This is a genomic window from Microbispora sp. CA-135349 (assembly GCF_050947365.1).
Classification (GTDB): Bacteria; Actinomycetota; Actinomycetes; order Streptosporangiales; family Streptosporangiaceae; genus Microbispora.
Genome location: NZ_CP192001.1, coordinates 4,957,642 through 4,977,515, shown reverse-complemented (window position 1 = coordinate 4,977,515; position 19,874 = coordinate 4,957,642). Strand labels below are relative to the sequence as shown.

The following is a 19,874-nucleotide window of genomic DNA, read 5'->3' as shown; positions in this document are numbered from 1 at the left end:
AGGTGCGTGAAAGTGAGTGACGCGGTGAGCGGCGTGACCATCCCTGATACGGCGCTCGCGCTGATCCGCCGGTGGCGTGACGCGAGCCCCGACGCGGTCGCGGTGAGCGGCGCCGGCGGCGTGCTGACCTACCGGGAGCTGCACGACAGGGTCGACCGGCTGGCGGCGCTGCTGCGCGCCCGCGGGGTCGGCCCGGAGGTCCCGGTCGGCCTGTGCCTGGAGCGCTGCCCCGGCATGGTCGTCGCCCTGCTCGCCGTGTGGCGGGCCGGCGGCGCCTACGTGCCGCTCGACCCGGGGTTCCCCGAGGACCGGCTCCGCTTCATGCGGGAGGACGCGGGCATCCGGCTGGTGCTGGCCGGGCAGGGGGTCGAATCCCGGCTGCTCGACGGCGTCCCCGACGTCGTCGAGCTGACGTGGGACGGCGTACCCGCCGCGGGTGCGGCGTACGGCGACGCCGATGCGCCGGCCGACGGCGAGGTGTTGGCCGGCGGCGCCGTGGGGGACCTGGCCTACCTCATGTACACCTCGGGTTCCACCGGCAGGCCCAAGGGGGTCGCCGTGCCGCACCGCGCGGTGGTCAACCTGCTGGAGTCCTTCGCCTCCCTGCTGGAGCTCACCCCGCGCGACGCCTGGCTGGCGGTCACCACGCTGTCGTTCGACATCTCGGTGCTCGAGCTCCTCCTGCCGCTGGCCTGCGGCGCCCGGGTGGTGGTCGCGTCCGGGCACGAGACGGCGGACGGCCGGGCCCTACGGTCGCGCGCCGTGAGCGAGGCCGTCACGATCATGCAGGCGACCCCGGCGAGCTGGCGCATCCTGCTCGAATCCGGCGGTGTTCCCGAGAACGTCGCGACCCGGCTGTGCGGGGGCGAGGCGCTGCCCCGCGACCTCGCCGACGCCCTCCTCGACGGCGGCGCCCGGCTCTGGAACGTGTACGGCCCGACCGAGACGACGGTCTGGTCGACGGCCGGGCGGGTGGCCCCGTCACCGGCCCCCGTGGACCTGGGCGAGCCCATCGGCAACACGACGGTGCACATCCTCGGCCCCGACGGCCGTCCCGTGCCGCCCGGCGAGGCCGGTGAGCTGCACATCGGCGGCGCCGGCCTGGCCAGGGGATACCGCGGCATGCCGGGACAGACGGCGGCAAGGTTCCTGCCCGACCCGTTCTCCGCGATGCCGGGGGCCCGCCTGTACGCCACGGGCGACCTCGCCACGATCGAGAACGGCAGGCTCCGCTACCTCGGCCGGGCCGACCAGCAGGTGAAGGTGCGCGGATTCCGGATCGAGCTCGGCGAGATCGAGAGCGGGCTGCGGGCCGCGCCGGAGGTGGCCGGCGCCGCCGTCGGCGTCTGCGACGGTCCCGACGGGCTACCGCGTCTGGTCGCCTACGTCGTACGCGCGGCGGGGGAGCCAGAAGGGGCCGACCTGTGGCCGTCCCTGCGCGACCGGCTGCGCCGCGACGTGCCCGAATACATGGTGCCCGCGCACCTCGTGGTGCTGGACGCCCTGCCGCTCACCCCCAACGGCAAGCTCGACCGCAAGGCCCTGCCCGTGCCGGAGTGGACCCGGGCGCGCAGCAGGCCCTACCGGCCACCGTCCACGCCGCTGGAGGAGGACCTCGCGGCGATGTGGGGGGAGGTGCTAGGCATCGCCGAGCCGGTGGGCGTCGACGACGACTTCTTCGAGCTGGGCGGGCACTCGCTGACCGCCACCCAGATCATCGCCAGGATCCAGGCGCGCTACGCGACCAGCGTGCCGATCGTGGTGCTGTTCGAGAACCCCACGGTGGCCGACCTGGCGGCGGCGATGGACCGGCTCGACGACGACGACCTGGACCTCGCCGACATCGCCGCGCTCCGCGACGAGCTCGACGGCCTCAGCGCCGAGGACCTGGCGGCCGTGCTCGACGAGATGGCGTCGGACGCATGAGGGCGCCCCTGTCGCCGGGCCAGGAACGGCTCTGGCTGCTGCAGAGGCTGGACCCCCGCGACGCCTCGTACACCATGTACACCGTCCGCCGGCTGCGCGGGCCCCTCGACGCGGACGTCCTCGAAGGAGCGCTCGCCGACGTCGTGGCCCGGCACGAGGGCCTGCGCACGCGGTTCGAGGAGGAGGACGGCGTTCCCTGGGCGGTCGCCGAGCCGCCGGGGGCGGGGTCCCTCCCGCCGGTCGAGCGCATGCGGGCCGACGACGAGGAGCACGCCCGGCGGATCGTCGCCGAGCGGGTGAACGCGCCGTTCGACCTCGCGGAAGGCGTGCCGTTGCGCGTCGCCCTCATCGCGATCGGGCCGCTGGACCACGTGCTGTGCGTCACGATGCACCACATCATCGGCGACGGCTGGTCGCTGGGGATCCTGTTCGACGATCTGGCGGAGTGCTACACCGCGCGCCTGCGCGGGCGCGCGCCGAGCCTGGCGCCGCTGCCGGTCCAGCCGTCCGACTACGCCCGCTGGCAGCGCCGCCGCGCCGAGCGCGCGGTGCCGTACTGGCAGGAGCGGCTCGCCGATCCGCCGCCGCCCGACCTGCCCTGTGGAATCGGGGCCGGGGACGTCCGCGACGAGGATCGCGCGGGCTTCCAGATCGTCCGGGCGGGCCGGGAGATCGCCGGCGAGCTGGACCGGCTCGCCCGGGAGAACAGGACCACGCTGTTCACCGTGCTCATGGCGGCCTACCAGGTGCTGCTGCACCGTCACACCGGCCACACCGACGTCCTCGTCGGCACGGCCGTGGCCGGCCGCGACCGGGTCGAGCTGGAGCCGTTGATCGGCTACCTCTCGCAGACCGTCGTGCTGCGCGGCGACCTCGGCGGCGATCCGTCGTTCACCGAGCTGCTCGGGCGCACCCGACAGGAGGCGCTGACGGCGCTCAGCCGGCCCTCCGTGCCGTTCGAGCGGATCGGGTATCCCGCCGAGGCGCTGATGCCGACCATGTTCATCCTGCACAGCCAGGACCTGGGACCCACCCGGCCGTTCGGCGACCTGTCCGTCGGCTTCTTCCCCGACGGCTACCGGCAGGTCAAGCTCGGCCTGTACACCGAGGCGTGGCTCGACGGCGGCGAGATCATCGTCTCGTTCGGCCACGACGGGTCCAGCGGATCCCCGCATGAGGCGGAGGCCGTCCGCCGGCTCGCCGAGCGCTTCCTGCTCCTGCTCGAGTCGGCCGTGGCCGAGCCGCATCGCCGGATCTCCGAGCTGCGCGTGTGGACCGGCGACGACGAGGCCGACATCCGTGCGATGGCCGGGGACGGCGCCGACGCCCCGGAGCCGGACGGCAGAGGACCGGCGGTCCCCGAGATGATCGCGGAGGTCGTCCGGCGCACGCCCGGCGCCGTCGCGGTGGTCTGCGGGCAGACCGAGATCACCTACGCCGAGCTGGACCGGCGGGCGGCACGGCTCGCCGCGGCGCTGCGGGCGCGGGGCGTGCTCCCCGGCGACGTGGTCGGCGTCTGCCTGCCCCGTTCGGCCGAGGCGATCACCGCGCTGCTCGCGGTCTGGCGGGCCGGCGCGGCCTACCTGCCGTTCGAGCCGGACGAGCCGGAGGAGCGGCTGGCCTTCTCGCTCGCGGACGCCGGGGCGACACATGTGATCACGACCCGGGCGCTGCCCGCCGGGCTCACCGCCGTCGACCCGCTGGCCGGTGAGGACGAGACGGCCCTCGACGGCCCGGACGACCCCGATGACCTGGGCGAACCGGCGCGGACGCGTCCGGGTGACGTGGCCTACGTGATCTCCACCTCCGGCTCCACCGGCCGGCCCAAGGGCGTCGCCGTCGAGCACCGCGCCATCGCGGCCCGGATCCGGTGGATGCGCGAGGACTACGGCCTGGCGCCCGGCGACCACGTCGTCCAGTTCGCGTCGCTGAGCTTCGACACCCACCTCGAAGAGGTCTTCCCCACGCTCGCCGCGGGGGCGACCCTGGTGCTGCTGCCCGGCGGGGCGGCGACGCTGCCCGATCTGCTGGCCGCTCCGGGCGGGGATCGGGTCACGGTGCTCGACCTGCCCACCGCCTACTGGCATCACCTGGTGGAGGAGATCGACCAGATCGCCTGGCCGCCCGCGCTCCGCCTGGTCATCATCGGCGGCGAGCAGGCGTCCGGCGCCGCGGTGGCGCGCTGGCACGGCCGGTTCGGCGAGGGCGTCCGCCTGGCGAACACCTACGGCCCGACCGAGGGCGCGGTCATCGCGACCGCGGCCGATCTCGGAGCGACTCCGTACGGCAGGCCGCCCATCGGCCGCCCCATCGGCGCCACGACGGTCCACCTGCTCGACGCCGCAGGGGCGCCGGTCCCGAAGGGCGCGATCGGCGAGTTGGTCATCGGCGGCACCGGGGTGGCACGCGGCTACCTGCGCCGCCCGGCGCTCACGGCCGCGGCCTTCGTACCCGACCCGCTGGGACCGCCGGGATCGCGCAGATACCGCACCGGGGACCGGGCGCGCTGGAACCAGGACGGCGCGCTGGAGTTCCTCGGACGGATCGACGGGCAGCTCAAGGTCCGCGGCTTCCGGATCGAGCCGGGCGAGGTCGAGGCGCGGCTGCTCGACCATCCGGGTGTCGGCCAGGCGTTCGTGACGGTCCACGCCGAGGAACTGGTGGCGTACGTGACCGGAACCGCGACGGGGGAGGAGCTCGCCGCGCACCTCGCGCGGACCCTGCCGCGTCATCTCGTCCCGACCGCCTGGGTCGTCCTCGACTCGCTGCCGCTCACCAGCCGCGGCAAGGTGGACCGCGCGGCGCTGCCCGCGCCGGTCCGGGCGCCGTCGGCCGGGCACGTCCCGCCGAGCACGGACGCGGAGCTGCTGGTGGCCGAGATCTGGGCGGAACTGCTCGGCGTCGATGCCGTCGGCGCGAACGACGACTTCTTCACCCTGGGCGGGCACTCGCTGCTCGCGACGAGGATCGCGGCCAGGCTGCGCCGGGCGACCGGGATGGAGGTCCCGGTTCGGACGATCTTCGAGCGGCGCACCGTGGCCGAGTTGGCCATCGCGCTGGAGGACCTGCTGGTGGCCGAGCTGGAGGACATGTCGGAGGAGGAGGCCGAGCGCCTGCTCTCGTCCGCCGGCGGCTGATCGCGAAACGCCCGCCCGTGCTCCGGTCTCGCCCGGGCACGGGCGGGCGTGTACATCGGGACGTGTATCGGGCGTGTAGCGGCTTGTTCCCGGCCCTGGCTAGCGTGGGCAGGGCCTGCCCGCCCCCGTCGTCGTTGAGGTGCGCCTCGATGTCCTATGTCCTCGTCGGCTGCCGCCTGCTGATCGGGCTGGTCTTCGTCCTGTCGGCGGTGAGCAAGATCCGGAGCCGGGCGGCGTACGCCAAGTTCCGGGAGGCCACCCGCTCGCTCGCGCCGGGGCTGCCGTACCGGCCGGTGGCGGCCTTCGTCGTGGCGCTGGAGCTCGCGGTCGCGCCGGCGCTGGCCTGGCCGACCACCACCCCGATCGGGTTCGCCGCGGCGGCGGCGCTGCTGGCCGCGTTCACCGTCGCGACGGCCTCGGCGATCCGCCGCGGGTCCCGGGTCGACTGCCGGTGCTTCGGGCCGTCCGCGACCACGGCGGGAGCCGGCCACCTCGTCCGGAACGGCGTACTGCTGGCCGCCGCGACGGCCGGTGCGGGGCTGGCCGTGGCGGGGGTGCCACCGGTGGGCGCCCACCTCGCCGGGGTGGCGGTGGCGGTGGCGGCGGCCCTGCTGCTCACCACGCTGGCGGTGCTGGCCGACGACATCGCCGGCCTCTTCTCGGCTTCGCCCTGACCGGAGGTCCCGTTTCCATGCCGTTCCTGATCGCCCTCGTCGTCCTGGTCGGCGTCCTGTGCGTGCTCGACCTGTTGCTCACCCTCGGGGTGATCCGCCGGCTGCGCGTGCACGGCGAGATGCTCGCCGCGCGGCCGGCCGCCCAGCCGGAACCGATGCTCGCGGCGGGCGGGACGGCCCGGCCGTTCTCGGCCGTCACCGTGGACGGCGTGCCCCTGTCGGACACATCGCTCGCGGACCCGACCCTGCTCGGCGTCTTCTCCACGGGATGCCCGGCCTGCGTGGAGCGCCTGCCGCTCTTCGTCGAGCGCGCCCGGGCGTTCCCCGGCGGGCGCGATCACGTGGTCGCCGTCGTCGTCGGTCCGGAGGACGCCGCCGCCGAGGACGTACGCGAGCTGCGGCCGGTGGCGCACGTCGTGGTCGAGGACCACGGGGGCGCGGTCGCCCGGGCCTTCCGGGTGACGGGGTTCCCGTCGTTCGCCCTGGTGGGCGGCGCGGCGGACGGCGCGGCGGACGGCGCGGCGAAAGTGCTGGCGAGTGGCACGCTCCTCGAGGATCTCGGCGATCTCGACGCCGTCGCGGCCCGTCGATGAAGGGCGCTCCGACCGGCGGCGCCTCGGGCGTGAACACGCCCCCCGGCGGCCGGGCGGCCCCGGGTTCCGGCTCCGTCACCCGCGCGGCGCTGGCCGCGGCCGGCATGGCGTGGCGGGCGGGCAGCCGCCTCATGGCCGGCTTCGCCGCGCTCACCGTGCTGACGGCGGCGGTGCCGGTGACCCTCGCCTGGCTGACGAAGCTGGCGCTCGACCGGGTCGCGGCCGGGCATGCCGCCGTCCCCTCCCTGGCCGGACTCGGCCTCGCCATGGCCGCGTGCGGCGTGCTGCTCACGCTCGCGCCGCAGGTCACCGAGTATCTCAAGGCGGAGACCGGCCGCAGGGTGGGCCTGATCGCGCAGGACCGGCTCTTCCGGGCGACCGAACGCTTCGTCGGCCTGGCCAGGTTCGAGGACCCGCCGTTCCTCGACCGGATCCGCATGGCACAGCAGTACGGCGGCTCGACTCCCGCGATGGTCGTCTCGGCCGTGCTCGGTGTCGTGAAGGCGGTGGTGCTCGGCGCCGGATTCCTGGTGTCCCTCCTGGTCACGATGCCGTGGGCCGCGCTGGCGGTGATCGGCTCGGCGGCGCCGGCCCTGGCGGCGCAGGTGTGGCTGTCCCGGCGGCGGGTGGCGATGCTGTGGCGGATCGGCCCGGTGGAACGCCGTGAGCTGTTCTTCACCGACCTGATGCTCAACGTGCGAGCGGCCAAGGAGCTCCGGCTGTTCGGGATCTCCTCCTTCCTCAGGGAGCTCGTGAACGGGCAGCGCCGCGCCGCGAACGCGGAGCGGCGCCGGACGGACCGGCGGGAGCTGTGGGTGCAGGGCGCGTGCGGCCTGTTCAGCGCGCTGTCGGCGGGTGGCGGCCTGGTATTGGTGCTGGTCTCCACGGCCGACGGCGCCGTCGGCGTCGGAGACGTGTCGCTGTTCGTCGCCGCCGTGGCCGGGGTCCAGTCGGCTCTCGGCGGGCTCGTCACCGAGCTCGCCCTCGCGCATCGGCAGCTCCTCCTGTTCGACCACTACCTCGCGGTCCTGCGCACGGAGCCCGACCTGCCCGTCCCCGCGGTTCCCGCGGGGTCGCGGCCTCTGCGCGGCGGCATCGAGCTGCGGGACGTCTGGTTCCGCTACTCGCCCGGCCACCCCTGGGCGCTGCGCGGGGTCAGCCTCACCATCCCGTACGGCACGGCCGTCGCCCTCGTCGGGAGGAACGGAGCGGGCAAGAGCACCCTGGTCAAGCTGCTGTGCCGGATGTACGACCCGGAACGCGGCGCGATCCTGTGGGACGGCGTGGACATGCGTGACATGGATCCGGCGGAGCTGCGCCGCCGGATCGGCGCGGTCTTCCAGGACTACATGGAGTACGACATGACCGCGGCCGAGAACATCGGGCTGGGCGACCTGGACGCGATGCACGACCGCGATCGGATCGAGTCGGCGGCACGCCGCGCCGGCGTGCACGGGCCGGTCTCGGCGCTGCCCCGGGGCTACGACACGCTGCTTTCGAAGATCTTCTTCGAACCCGGGGACGAGGACCGCGACGTCGTGTCCGGCGCGCACCTGTCCGGCGGTCAGTGGCAGCGGCTCGCGCTGGCCCGGGCCTACCTGCGCGGTGAGCGTGACCTGCTGATCCTCGACGAGCCCAGCTCCGGCCTGGACGCCGAGGCCGAGCACGAGATCCACACGGGGCTGCGTGAGCACCGCAGGGGCAGGACCACCGTGCTGATCTCGCACCGGCTGGGGGCGGTCCGCGACGCGGATCACATCGTCGTGCTGGACGAGGGCCGGGTCGTCGAGGAGGGGACGCACACGACGCTGACGGCGTCGGACGGCCTGTACGCCCGGCTGTTCACCATGCAGGCGCGGGGATACCAGTCCGAGCGGGTTCCGGGGTGAGCCGGATGGCCCGTGCGCGTGTCCGGTCACTCCGGCGGCCGGCGCCCTCGGCGCGGGGAGGGCGGGCGGCGTGTTCGCGTTGACGACTGTGGCCCTGCTCGCAGCGGGGGCCGGGGCCGCGATCGCCCTGATACGGCGGATTTTCCTGGTGGTCGAGGTCGAGGGGCGGAGCATGGAGCCCTCCCTGTCGGCGGGAGACCGGGTGCTCGTCCGCCGGCAACCGAGACGCGGCCAGTCCGTGAGCCGCGGCGAAATCGTGGTGATCGCCCGGATCGGCCCGGGCGAGGGCTTCGTGGTCGACGGCGGTCCCCAGCGGGTGATCAAGCGGGTGGCGGCCGTGGCCGGAGACCCGGTCCCGCCGATGTTCCGGACGCTGGGGGAGGAGGCGGTGCCGCCGGGGCACATCCTCGTGCTGGGCGACAACCTGGAGCACAGCGCCGACTCGCGCCAGTGGGGGTTCCTCCCGATGCGGCGGGTCGCCGGCATCGTGGCCCGCCGTCTCCCGCCCGGGCCCTCCGAGATCGCGTGAAAACGTCGCCCGCTGATCGCCGGGCCCATTTCCCGCGGACTGCCGCCGAATCCCCATGGCCGCTGCGGCCGTGAGGTGATCCGGCCGGAAAAGGATCAGGCGCAAAAGGATCAGGCGCAAAAGGATCGGGGCGGAAAATGTGGGGGGGAAAGGCCCGGAAAACGTAGAGACGAGAAAGGCGGGACGCCCGTCATCCGGGCGTCCCGCCGTGTCCTGCCGAACGTCAGCAGGTGTACTGCCAGGACCCGCAGTACGTGCCGCCGGGGATCTCGCTGCCCCAGCAGCAGTACTGGCGCAGGCAGGTGCCGCTGTACACGTACGAGCAGTTGATGGCGCTCGCCTTGGTCTCCGGAACGAACCGGCCGAGCATCCGGTCGGCCAGGCGCTGAATCCTATTCGTCATCACAACCTCCTCGTTTGACATCTGGTATTCATAAAATAGCGACGAACGTAACAATCGGCATACCAGCCTGATACACGCGGCCTTGTATTCCCCGCATATCGAATTGCCGGCCGCCGGGGCGACATCGCGGGGAGCGCGGCTCACCCCGCGGCCGAGGTTCTCGCCATCTCCAGTGCGAACAGCCGGGTGAGGCCGTTGATCCGGTAAAGACCCTCACCGGACGGTTCGATCAGGCGGATGTCGGCGAGCCGGCCGAGCGCCGCCGACGCCGTGTACGGGTCGCATCCGAGGAGCCAGGCGGCCGCGGCCCGGTCACATTCGGTGATCTTCCCCGTGCCCAGCCGGTGCAACAGCGCGACGGCGTTCCCGTCCGAGGCGACCTCCCCCCGGAGCAGGGCCTCGTAGTCCGGGCGGAGGGCGCCGCGAATCGACAGGTCGCCGTAGGTGAGAAGGTCGAGGCGGTGCCGCTCGTCGGCGAGCATCGTGGCGAAGGCCGCCGGCGACCACTCCTGCCGGACGGCGAGCCTCTTACCGGCGATGTACAGCGCCAGCGGAAGGTGATCGCACAACTCGGCCACCCAGCCCGCGTGCTCGGACTGGACGCGGGAGCCCTTCCGCCCCCGAAGCCGGATCAGCAGCTCAGCCGCCGCCGAGTGCTCCAGAGGACCGAGCGGTACGTGCTCGATGTGGTCGAGTGCGGCCAGCACCCTGCGGCTGGTGATCAGGACCCGGCACTCACGGGAGGCGTCGAGCAGCGGCCGCACCTGCCGCTCCTCGGTGACGTTGTCGAGCAGGACCAGCAGCCGCCGTCCCGTCGTCGCGGCGATGAACCGCTGCACGGCCTCGCTCTCGCTGGCCGGCACATCCTCGTACGCCGGCACCCCGAGGGCGGCCAGCAGGCGGGTCAGGGTCTCGAACGCGCCGAGCCCGGCGCAGGACCGCAGGTCGACGTAGAGGGTCCCGCCGGGAAACGCGTCGGCGGCCAGGTGGGCGGCGTGGATCGCGAGCGCCGACTTGCCCGTGCCCGCCGGGCCGTGCACGGCGACCGACGTTCCCGGGGGCGCCGGCGCGGTGATCCGCGCGACGAGGTCCTTCAGCTCCCCGTCCCGCCCCAGGAAGCGGGGCGGCGGAACGGGCAGCGCCGACAGGGACGGCGCCTCCGTCGGCGGGGCCGGCACGAGCCGGGCGGTGCGGGCCGCCCGGGGCGCGGCGGGCGCCGCCGGGGACGGCTCGGCGAGGTGCGCGGGCTCACCGAGCGTGGGATCGCGCTGCAGGATCGCTTGATAGAGGGACGCCAGCTCGGGGCCGGGCTCGACGCCAAGTTCCCCACGGAGGACCGCCCGCGCCTGGGCGTAGGCGGCCAGGGCCGCCGCCGCGTCACCGGTCCGGTACAACGCGAGCATCAGGTGGCCCCACAGTCGTTCCCTGGTGGCGTGCCCGCCGAGAATCTCGCGGAGCTCGACGATGACCTCGGCGTGCTCGCCCAGGGCGATCCGCGCCTCGGCCAGCGTCTCCAGAGCCAGCGCCCGCTGCTCCTCGAGGGCGTCCAGCCGCGGTCCCAGCGCCGCCGACCTCGGGACGTCCTCGGCGGGGGCGCCGCGCCAGAGGGACAGCGCCGCGGACAGGCGCCTGAGCGCCGTTGCCGGGTCACCGCAGGAGAGCGCCTCCCGGCCCCGCCGTACGGCCTCGGTGAACTCGGTGAGGTCGAGCTCGCCGGGACCGACGTCGAGCAGGTAGCCGGGTGGCCGGGCGACCAGCCGTTCCGGCGCGCCGAGGACGTCGCGCAGCCGGTTCGCGTACGTCCGCAGGTTCGCGACGGCCGAGCGTGGCGGGTCCGCATCCCACACCGCGTCCACCAGCCGTTCCAGCGACACCGTACGGTTGGCCTCCAGCAGCAGGACGGTCAGGAGCACACGCTGCTTGGGGGAGCCGAGCGGGATCTTCCTGCCATCTCGTCGTACCTGGACCGGGCCCAGAATGCTGAACCGCAGACTCATCAAACCTCCGTGTACCGGAAGGAAATCGAGGTCGCACAGGTTCTGCCGTGCAGCAGGTGTGGTCATGGTGCGACCGCCGCGCACCCTCGGGTGCGCGGCGGTCTCTTCGTTCGCCGCCGGTCGCGTCAGGCGGAGGCGCGGATCACCAGATGGGTGTCGAGGATGACGACCGGCTGCTCCAGCGGCTCGCCGTTGATCCGGGCGATCAGAAGCTGGACCATCTGCCGGCCCATGGCCTCGGTCGGCTGGTGCACGCTCGTCAGCTGCGGGTCGGTGTGCAGCGCCACCTTGGAGTCCTCGAAACCGATCACCGCGACGTCGCCGGGCACGGAAAGGCCCTGCTCCTTGAGCACCCGCAGGGCGCCGACCGCCATCGGGTCGGAGGCCGTGAACACGGCGTCCAGATCGGGGTGGCGGGCGAGCAGGTCGCGCATGCCCGCCTCCCCGCTCTCCTCGGAGAAGTCGCCGTACGCGACGCGCTCGGTCATGCCGGTAGCGAGCAGCGCGTCGCGGTAGCCGGCCAGACGGTCGACACCCACGCCCATGTCCTGCGGACCGGAGATGGTGGCGATCTTCGTTCTGCCCTTGGAGAGCAGGTACTTGACCGCCTGCCGGGCGCCGGCCCGGTTGTCCATGTCGACGAAGCTGAACGGGTTGAGCCCGACCGGGCGGCCACCGAGCACGGTGGGCACGCCCATCTCCTCCAGCCGCCCCGGCAGCGGGTCGGCGCCGTGCACCGAGGTCAGCAGCACGCCGTCGACGTGCTGCCCGGTCAGATAGTGCTCAAGCCGGTCGTGCTCGGCGCGGTTCTGGGCCATCGTGAGGATGAGCTGGAGTCCGGTCTCCGACAGCGCGGAGCCGATGCCGCGGATGAGCCCGGCGAAGTACGGCTCGTCGAAGACGCGCTGCTCCGACTCCGACACCACCAGCGCGATGGTGTCGGTCCGGTTGGTCACGAGGGTGCGCGCCGCCCGGTTGGGCACGTAGCCGAGCTCCTGAATCGCCAGTAACACCGCGTCGCGGGCCCGGTCGCTCACCTTGGGCGAGCCGTTGATGACCCGCGACACGGTGCCGCGGCCGACTCCGGCGCGCGCGGCGACCGCTTCCAGAGTCGGCCGGCCTCCGGAACGGCGGTCCCCGTTCATTTACACTGCCCCCTTAACGCGTCTGCGCTTATTGTGCCCGACCCAGCAAGCCGCCGTGTCTGATGGTGTCGGCATACCACAAAGCGCTCGATTTCAGGGTCCTCGCCTGGGTCTCGTAATCGACGTGAACGAGACCGAAACGCTTGCCGTACCCCCAGGCCCACTCGAAGTTGTCCATCAGGGACCAGGCGAAGTAGCCCTGGAGCGGGATGCCCGACTCGATGGCCTCGTGGCAGATGCGCAGGTGGGCGTCGATGTAGGCCACCCGGTCGGGGTCGTGCACGGTGCCGTCCTCGCCGAGCACGTCGTCGTAGGCCGCGCCGTTCTCGGAGATGTAGAGCGGGATCCGCGGGTACTCGTCGGCGATCCGCCGCAGCATCTCGTACAGGCCGCTGTCGTCGACCTCCCAGCCCATGGAGGTGACCGGGCGGCCGCCGTTGACGAAGCCCACGTGCTCGCTGCCGATCCACGGCGACCCGGAGTCCGTCGGAGCGGCGGCCGCCGAGGCGGCGCCGCCGGGCGCGCCGGACACGGTGAAGCGGCTGTAGTAGTTGATCAGCAGCATGTCGATCGGGGACGCGATCGTGGCCAGGTCGCCGTCCTGGATGAACTCCATGTCGGACAGGTGGCTGAGATCGGCCAGCACGTCCTCGGGGTAGGCGCCCTTGAGCAGCGCGTCCAGGAAGAAGCGATTCTGCAGCCCGTCGATGCGGCGGGCCGCGTCCTGGTCGGCCTCGCTGCCCGTGGCCGGCGTGACCGGATACACGTTGACGCAGCCGCCGATCTGCGAGTCGGCGTTCTGCGCCCGCAGCGCCTGGACGGCCAGGCCGTGCGCGAGGTTCAGGTGGTGCGCGGCGCGCAGCGCGGCGGCCGGCTCACGCCGCCCGGGGGCGTGCTCGCCGGAGGCGTAGCCGAGGAACGCCGAGCACCAGGGCTCGTTGACCGTGCTCCAGTGCCTGACCCGGTCGCCGAGCTCGGCGTGCACGGCCGCGGCGAAGTCGGCGAAGCGCTTCGACGTGTCGCGCGACGGCCACCCGCCGGCGTCTTCCAGCGCCTGGGGGAGATCCCAGTGGTAGAGCGTCAGCCACGGGTCGATCCCGTAGCTGAGCAGCTCGTCGACGAGCCTCTTGTAGAAGTCGAGGCCCTTGCTGTTGTACGCGCCCGAGCCGTCGGGCTGGATCCGCGGCCAGGAGACGGAGAACCGGTACGCCGTCAGGCCGAGATCGGCCATCAGCTTGACGTCCTCGCGATACCGGTTGAAGTGGTCGATCGCGATCTCGGCGTTGTCGCCGTTCACGATCCGGCCGTCCTGCGCGCAGAAGGTGTCCCAGATGGAGCGGCCCCGCCCGTCCGCGGTGAGCGCGCCCTCGATCTGGTACGCGGAGGTGGCGGCGCCCCAGACGAACCCGGTGGGGAACATCAGGCCGACCGTCTCTGCCTCGGGTCGTGTGCCTTGCGTCGTCACGCCTTGACCGCACCTTCCATGAGTCCGCCGATGATCTGTCGGCCGAACAGGATGAAAACGACGATGAGCGGGAGAATCGACATGAGCGTGCCGCTGAAGATCAGCACGTAGTCCGTTCCGTACTTCGCGTTGAGCGAGTTGATCGCGACCTGGACCGTCGGGTTGTCCGGGTTCAGCACGATCAGCGGCCACATGAACTCGTTCCAGTTCAGCATGAACGTGTTGATGCCCAGCACTCCCATGCCCGGCCGTACGGCGGGCAGGATGACGTTCCACCAGATCCGCAGGGTGGAGGCGCCGTCGACGCGGGCGGCCTCGACCAGCTCGTTGGGCACGGCCTGCTCGGTGTACTGCGTCATGAGGAAGACGCCGAAGCCGTTGAGCAGGAAGGGCAGGATCACGGCCTTGATCGAGCCGACCCATTCGAGGTTGACCATGAGCCGGTAGAGGGGGACCTGGCCCATCTGCTGCAGCGGGACCATCATCGTCAGCAGGACCAGCAGCAGCAGGATCTTGCCGCCCTTGAAGCTCAGCCGGGCGAACGCGAAGCCGGCGAACGTCGAGATGATCACCACCGAGAACGTCACCGTGGCTGAGATGATCAGCGAGTTGGTGAGACCGGTCAGGTAGTGCGCGTCGGGGTTGGTCAGCACGCGCTGGATGTTCTGGCCGAGGTTGCCGCCCGGCAGGAACGGCGGCGGCATGTCGGTCGCCTCGATGTTGGTGCGCGAGGCGATGACGATCATGTAGTAGAGCGGGAACGCCGAAATGATGATCGTGACGGCCAGCACGAGCTTCGTCAACGGCGTGGCGGTCCAGATGCCTGCGGCCCCTCCCTGCCGCTTGGCGCGCCGCCGCCGCGTCTGGGCGGGCGCGGAGAGCGTGGTCACTTGTTGCCCCCGATCCGGCGGATGAGCAGGAAGTTGATGGCCGATCCGATGAGGATGAGCAGGAACAGCAGCCAGGCGGCCGCGGAGGCGTAGCCGTAGTCGAACTCGCGGAAGCCCTGCTCGAAGATGAACATCGAGACGGTCTGGAACTGACTGGTCGTGCCGCCGTGGACGTTGCCGTTGTAGAACGTGGTCGGCTCGGCGAACAGCGTGAGGCCGCCGATGGTCGAGTTCAGCACGACGAAGATCATCGTCGGCCGGAGCATCGGAACGGTGATCTGCCAGAACTGGCGCCGCCGGGACGCGCCGTCGATCGAGGCCGCCTCGTAGAGGTCCTTCGGGATCGTCTGCATGCCGGCCAGGAAGATGATCGCGTTGTAGCCGGTCCAGCGCCAGTCGACCATGGTCGCGATGGCGAGCCAGGAGGGGAGGCGCTCGGCCTTCCAGTCGATGGGGTCGGCTCCGAACCAGCCGAGCACCCAGTTGACCATGCCCCAGTCGCGGCCGTACAGCTGGGTGAAGACGACCGCCACCGCGACGACCGAGGTGACGAGGGGGAGCAGGACGCCCAGCCGGACGAACAACTGGCCCTTCATCCGCTTGTTCAGCGCGTTGGCCAGCAGCAGCGCCAGCAGCATCTGCGGGACCGTCGCGATGACGAACATCGCGAGGGTGTTGACGACCGCCCTCCAGAAGGCGGAGTCGGACAGCAGGGCGGTGAAGTTGCCGAGGCCCGTCCATTCGACCGTGCCGGCGAGGTCGTAGTCGAAGAACGAGTAGTAAAGGGTGAAGGCGAGCGGGAAGAGCCCGAAGATCAGGAAGAGGATGTAGTACGGGGAGATCAGGAGGTACGGTGCGGCCTTGAGGTCCAGCCAGGTCAGGAAGGATCGCCCCGACCCCGACCGGACGTGCCTCCGGCTGGGCGGCATCGCGTCGACGTGCAGGCTCATAAGTTACCTTTCGGGTGAAAGCAGGCGACCGGCCCGCCGGCGGGGTGCCGCTGCGGCGGGCCGGTGCTCACCTGGCGGGCAGGATCAGCCCGCGGCCTTCACGGCGTCGTCGACGAGCTTCTTCCAGCCGTTCGCGTACGGCACGGAGCCGTCGTCGATGGCGGAGACGACCGACTCGATCGCGTTCTTGACCTGGGCGTGCTTCACGCCTAGGAAGACCGGCTGAAGCGCCGAGGCGGACTTGGCGAAGATCTCACCGACCGGAGCGTCGTTGAAGTACTCGTTCTTCGCGCCCTGGACGGCCGGGTCCTGCTGGGCCTGGACGTTGCTCGGCATGTTGCCGGCGTAGTTGAAGACGTTGACCTCGGCGTCCTTACCGGTCAGGTAGTCGAGGACCTGCGCGGCCTCCTTCGGGTGCTTCGACTGCTTCGGCACCGCGAGCCACGAGCCGCCCCAGTTGCCGCCGCCGCCCGGCACCGCCGCGACGTCCCACTTGCCCTTGAACTCCGGTCCGGCGCCGTCGTCACCGCTGACCGCGCCGAGCATCCAGGACGGGCAGCCGAGGGTGGCGAACTGCGACTTCTTCATGCCCGTGTTCCACTCGGGCGTGAAGTTGCGCAGCTTGGCGGTCAGGCCCTCCTGGCTGATCTTCTGGGCGAAGTCGTACGCCGTCTTGACCGCCGGGTTCTTGTCGACGATCAGGTTGTTGTCCTTGTCGAAGTAGGAGACGTTGCCGTTCTTGGCGGCCTCCTGCACCAGCACCACGTTGTAGAGCGTGTTGGTGCCGTCGACGAACTTGGTGTCCTTGATCTTGTCCTGGAACTTGTGGGCGACCTTGACGAAGTCGTCCCAGGTCGGCCAGAGCTTGCCGACCGCTTCGCGGTCGGACGGCAGGCCCGCCTTCTCGAACAGGTCCTTGCGGTAGCACAGGCTCATGCCGCCGATGTCGGTGCCGAGACCGAAGAGCTTGCCGTCGGCGGTGACGCCGTTCTCCCACTTCCAGGCGGCGAAGTCGTTCTTGCGGTTCTGCAGGCCGAACTCGCCCAGGTCGGCCCACCACTCGGGGTGCGCCTTGGCGAGGCCCATGCCGCCCTCGTCGATGCCGACGACGTCGCCGGCGCCCGCGCCGGACTGCAGCCACTGGATCATCTGCGGCCAGTAGACCTGCTCGAACTGGTCGGTGAGGTGGTCTTCCTTGATCTTAATGTCGGTGTGCTCGGCGTTCCACTTGGCGATCGCCTCTTTGTAACCGAAGTTCTTGCCGCCGCCGAACGTCTGGACGGTGACGGTCACGGGGCCTGCCGCCTGCGTGGACCCGCCGCCCGCGGTGCTGGTCTTGTCGTCGTCCGTGCTGCAGGCGGCGGCGCCGAGAGCCAGCGCGGCCACCGCGGCGACCGCGAGCAGCCTGCCGCGGCGCGAGTTGCTAGTCATTCCGGACCCCTCTCAGGTGGTATCCCGAATCGTTCGTGGGAGGTGCATCCCAGGCCGGTCCCCGATCTTCACGGCCCGCGATCGAAGGTTCTGCTCTGTGCTCCCGCACCGTGGACGTATGCACCGTTGGGAGCGCTCCCACGAAGGGTCCTCTATGAGCAACGCGGGCGTCAATATGCCGAAACCTAACTGTTACTCCCTAGGTGGTTAGAGCCGTTCAATGGGACATAGTAGGACATAGCACTCTTGGGAGCGCTCCCATATCCATATGGGCAGAAATAAATAGCGGACGCCCCCAACCTGCGGGGGCGCCCGTCCTTATGGGTGTCGTGATGCGCTCCGTCGCCTCATCCGTCACTCGCGGTGGCCGTCCCCAGGGACACTCCGCCGCCCAGCGAGGCACCGGCGCCCGCGGCGTCCGCGACCCGGCAGGCCGGCCCGGAACAGGCGCGCAGCAGCGCCAGCCGGGCCGAGAGCGCCGCGGTCAGGCCCGGATCGGCCGTCGCCACGATGTTGTGCAGCTCCGCCGGGTCGTCCCGCAGGTCGTAGAGCTGCCGTTCCCCGGTCTCGTACTCCACGTACGCGTACCGCCCGGTCCGCACCATGGCGTACGTGGGCGGCGACTGCGGCGAGTAGGAGGGGTGGTAGAACTCCGCGAGTACGGCGTCGCGCCAGGGGACGTCGTGCCCGCGCAGGAGCGGGACGAGCGAGCGCCCTTCGGCCGTGGGCGGCACGGCGGCCCCGCCCAGCTCGGCGAACGTGGGCGCGAGGTCGACCGTCGACGCGAGCGCGTCGACCGCGCCCCCGGCGGGCACGCCCGGCCCGCGCACCACCATCGGCACCCGGATGTCCTCCTCGAACGGCGTCGTCTTGCCCGGCCGCAATCGGTGCTGGCCAAGGTGGAAGCCGTTGTCGGAGGTGAAGAAGATGTAGGTGTCGTCCAGCCGGCCGGCCCGGCTCAGCGCCTCGACCAGCGCGCCCACCATGTCGTCCACCCCCAGCATCGCGCGCAGCCGGTCCCGGTGGACGCGGTCGATCCGGCGGGTGTCGGCGGCCGACAGCGGTGTGCGCTCGCTGAGCCAGCGGGGCTCGGCGGACAGGTCGGCCTGGTCGAACGACGCGGTCCGCGGCGCCCGCTCGCCGGCGAAGGCGGCCTCGTGGCGCGGCGCGTGGTGCGCCGGCAGATGCGGAGCGACCGGGGCGAGGTAGAGGAAGAACGGAGCGTCCCCCTCGGCGGCACCGGTGACGAAGGCCGCGGCCTTGGCGCTCAGCACGTCCTCCAGGTAGTCCTCGGGCGCGTGGCCGTACCGCCGGACCGCGCCGTTCTCGTTGAGCGCGTAGCCGTACTCCTGGTACAGGCGGGTGACGGGGACCTGCCACTCGTCCCAGCCGGGCGGCACGTACGTGCGCGGCGCCCCCTCGGGATAGTTGTTGAGGTACTTGCCCATGAGCGCGGTGCGGTAGCCCGCGTCGTGCATCCATGTCCCGAGAGTGGACGCCTCCAGCGGCCGGAACTTGGGAAACCCGCCGGTCGGCGACCGGTTGCTCCACACCTGGTGGCTGTGCATGTACTGCGAGCGGAGAATCGACGAGCGGGAGGGGCAGCACCAGGGATTGGTGACGAAGAAGCGGGACAGCGTGGTGCCCTGGCGCACCAGGAGGTCGGTGATGTTGGGGAACCGGCTCAGATCCGCCGCGTCCAGGTCGTCGGTGAGGATCAGCACGATGTTGGGCCGGTGGGCCGCGGGCACGGGCTCGACGCGGGCGGCGCCGATGAGTCCGAAGCACAGCAGGAGCGCCGCCGCGAGCCCGGCCCACAGCTTTCTCGATCGTCGTGGTTGGGGCACGGCAGCAATCATTGCCGCGCCTCCGCCAGGGGAAACGTACGCCGCGTAATCGTGCGATCGCTCCGTGTCCTTATGTCTGGGCTCCGGCGAAAACTCCCCCGGGCGCGAACCCCCGGCAGGTCAGCCGAAGATCGCCGGGTCCGGGCCGAGGCGGCGGCCCTCGTCGAGGCCGTTGATCGCGGCCATGTCCTCGGGGCTCAGCTCGAAGTCGAAGACCTCGATGTTCTCCTTGATGCGCGACGGCGTCACCGACTTCGGAATCACGATGTTGCCGAGCTGGATGTGCCAGCGGAGCACCACCTGGGCGGCCGTCTTGCCATATCTATTGCCGATTTCGGCTAGGACGGGCAGGTCGAGCAGCCCCTTGCCCTGCCCGAGCGGGCTCCACGCCTCGGTGGCGATGCCGCGCTGCGCGTGGAAGCCGCGCAGTTCCCGCTGTGCGAGCTGCGGGTGCAGCTCGATCTGGTTCAGCGCGGGGATCACCTCGGTCTCGGCGAGCAGGCGCTCCAGATTTGCGACCGTGAAGTTCGACACGCCGATCGCCCGCACCCGCCTGTCGACGTACAGCATCTCCAGGGCCTTCCACGTCTCGACGTACTTGCCCTGCCGGGGCGCCGGCCAGTGGATCAGGTACAGGTCGAGGGTCTCCAGGCCGAGGCGCCGCATGCCGGCGTCGAAGGCCCGCATCGCCTCGTCGTAGCCGTGCTCGTCGTTCCAGAGCTTGGTGGTGACGAACAGCTCCTCGCGGGGGATGCCGGAGGCGCGCAGGGCGCGGCCGACCCCTTCCTCGTTGTGGTACAGCTTCGCCGTGTCGATGCTGCGATAGCCGTACTCCAGGGCCGTCGCCACGGCCTTCTCGGCCTCGTCGTCGGCCACCTGCCACACGCCGAAGCCGAGCTGCGGCATCCGGACGTTGTTGTTCAACGTAATGACGTTCATGCCTCCCATGCTGCCGCAACGCCCCCCGAAGATCCCTTCGGGGTCTGTTCACCGCGTGT

The 19,874-nt window shown here is 71.6% G+C and carries 15 protein-coding genes; 6 read left to right on the top strand and 9 right to left on the bottom strand.

The genetic code is table 11. From position 1 onward, the window contains the following. Nucleotides 1-12: 12 nt before the first annotated feature. The 6 genes from ACQPZZ_RS23050 (at nucleotide 13) to ACQPZZ_RS23025 (ending at nucleotide 8,748) form a co-directional block, all read left to right on the top strand. Nucleotides 13-1,926: a non-ribosomal peptide synthetase gene (locus ACQPZZ_RS23050; protein WP_432921775.1), complete on the top strand. Its 1,914-nt coding sequence runs from the start codon at nucleotides 13-15 to the stop codon at nucleotides 1,924-1,926. Beyond that, nucleotides 1,923-5,063, top strand: a complete 3,141-nt coding sequence (locus tag ACQPZZ_RS23045; protein ID WP_432921772.1) for an amino acid adenylation domain-containing protein — start codon at nucleotides 1,923-1,925, stop codon at nucleotides 5,061-5,063. Before ACQPZZ_RS23050 ends, ACQPZZ_RS23045 begins: the two co-directional genes overlap by 4 nt. 149 nt (nucleotides 5,064-5,212) lie before the next feature. After that, entirely contained in the window at nucleotides 5,213-5,737 is a 525-nt protein-coding gene (locus tag ACQPZZ_RS23040) for a MauE/DoxX family redox-associated membrane protein (protein ID WP_432921769.1), read from the top strand. Between the two features lie 17 nt (nucleotides 5,738-5,754). Then, nucleotides 5,755-6,330 carry a TlpA family protein disulfide reductase gene (locus ACQPZZ_RS23035; RefSeq protein ID WP_432921766.1) on the top strand — a complete coding sequence of 192 codons (576 nt, stop codon included), beginning with the start codon at nucleotides 5,755-5,757 and terminating at the stop codon, nucleotides 6,328-6,330. Nucleotides 6,331-6,359: 29 nt separating this feature from the next. Next, nucleotides 6,360-8,219, top strand: a complete 1,860-nt coding sequence (locus ACQPZZ_RS23030; RefSeq protein WP_432921763.1) for an ABC transporter ATP-binding protein — start codon at nucleotides 6,360-6,362, stop codon at nucleotides 8,217-8,219. Between the two features lie 70 nt (nucleotides 8,220-8,289). Further along, the gene (locus ACQPZZ_RS23025) at nucleotides 8,290-8,748 is read left to right on the top strand and encodes a S26 family signal peptidase (RefSeq protein ID WP_363645182.1); all 459 of its coding nucleotides are present in this window, start codon (nucleotides 8,290-8,292) and stop codon (nucleotides 8,746-8,748) included. A 223-nt stretch (nucleotides 8,749-8,971) separates the two neighbouring features. Here ACQPZZ_RS23025 and ACQPZZ_RS23020 read toward each other — a convergent pair whose 3' ends face one another. The 9 genes from ACQPZZ_RS23020 to ACQPZZ_RS22980 form a co-directional block, all read right to left on the bottom strand. Beyond that, entirely contained in the window at nucleotides 8,972-9,151 is a 180-nt protein-coding gene (locus ACQPZZ_RS23020; protein WP_432921759.1) for a hypothetical protein, read from the bottom strand. A 140-nt stretch (nucleotides 9,152-9,291) separates the two neighbouring features. Next, nucleotides 9,292-11,148, bottom strand: a complete 1,857-nt coding sequence (locus tag ACQPZZ_RS23015) for a BTAD domain-containing putative transcriptional regulator (RefSeq protein ID WP_432921756.1) — start codon at nucleotides 11,146-11,148, stop codon at nucleotides 9,292-9,294. Between the two features lie 125 nt (nucleotides 11,149-11,273). Beyond that, on the bottom strand, nucleotides 11,274-12,293 hold the full coding sequence (locus tag ACQPZZ_RS23010) for a LacI family DNA-binding transcriptional regulator (RefSeq protein WP_432921753.1): 1,020 nt from the start codon (nucleotides 12,291-12,293) through the stop codon (nucleotides 11,274-11,276). Between the two features lie 28 nt (nucleotides 12,294-12,321). Continuing rightward, nucleotides 12,322-13,713: a GH1 family beta-glucosidase gene (locus tag ACQPZZ_RS23005; RefSeq protein WP_363645298.1), complete on the bottom strand. Its 1,392-nt coding sequence runs from the start codon at nucleotides 13,711-13,713 to the stop codon at nucleotides 12,322-12,324. Between the two features lie 41 nt (nucleotides 13,714-13,754). Beyond that, nucleotides 13,755-14,648 carry a carbohydrate ABC transporter permease gene (locus ACQPZZ_RS23000; RefSeq protein WP_432921749.1) on the bottom strand — a complete coding sequence of 298 codons (894 nt, stop codon included), beginning with the start codon at nucleotides 14,646-14,648 and terminating at the stop codon, nucleotides 13,755-13,757. Beyond that, nucleotides 14,645-15,598, bottom strand: coding sequence for a carbohydrate ABC transporter permease (locus ACQPZZ_RS22995; protein ID WP_432921747.1), 954 nt, complete (start codon nucleotides 15,596-15,598; stop codon nucleotides 14,645-14,647). Before ACQPZZ_RS22995 ends, ACQPZZ_RS23000 begins: the two co-directional genes overlap by 4 nt. An 84-nt stretch (nucleotides 15,599-15,682) precedes the next feature. Further along, entirely contained in the window at nucleotides 15,683-17,029 is a 1,347-nt protein-coding gene (locus ACQPZZ_RS22990) for an ABC transporter substrate-binding protein (protein WP_432921745.1), read from the bottom strand. Nucleotides 17,030-17,376: 347 nt separating this feature from the next. Next, entirely contained in the window at nucleotides 17,377-18,876 is a 1,500-nt protein-coding gene (locus ACQPZZ_RS22985) for a sulfatase family protein (RefSeq protein WP_432921742.1), read from the bottom strand. Between the two features lie 120 nt (nucleotides 18,877-18,996). Continuing rightward, nucleotides 18,997-19,815: an aldo/keto reductase gene (locus ACQPZZ_RS22980; RefSeq protein ID WP_432921739.1), complete on the bottom strand. Its 819-nt coding sequence runs from the start codon at nucleotides 19,813-19,815 to the stop codon at nucleotides 18,997-18,999. Nucleotides 19,816-19,874 lie beyond the last annotated feature (59 nt).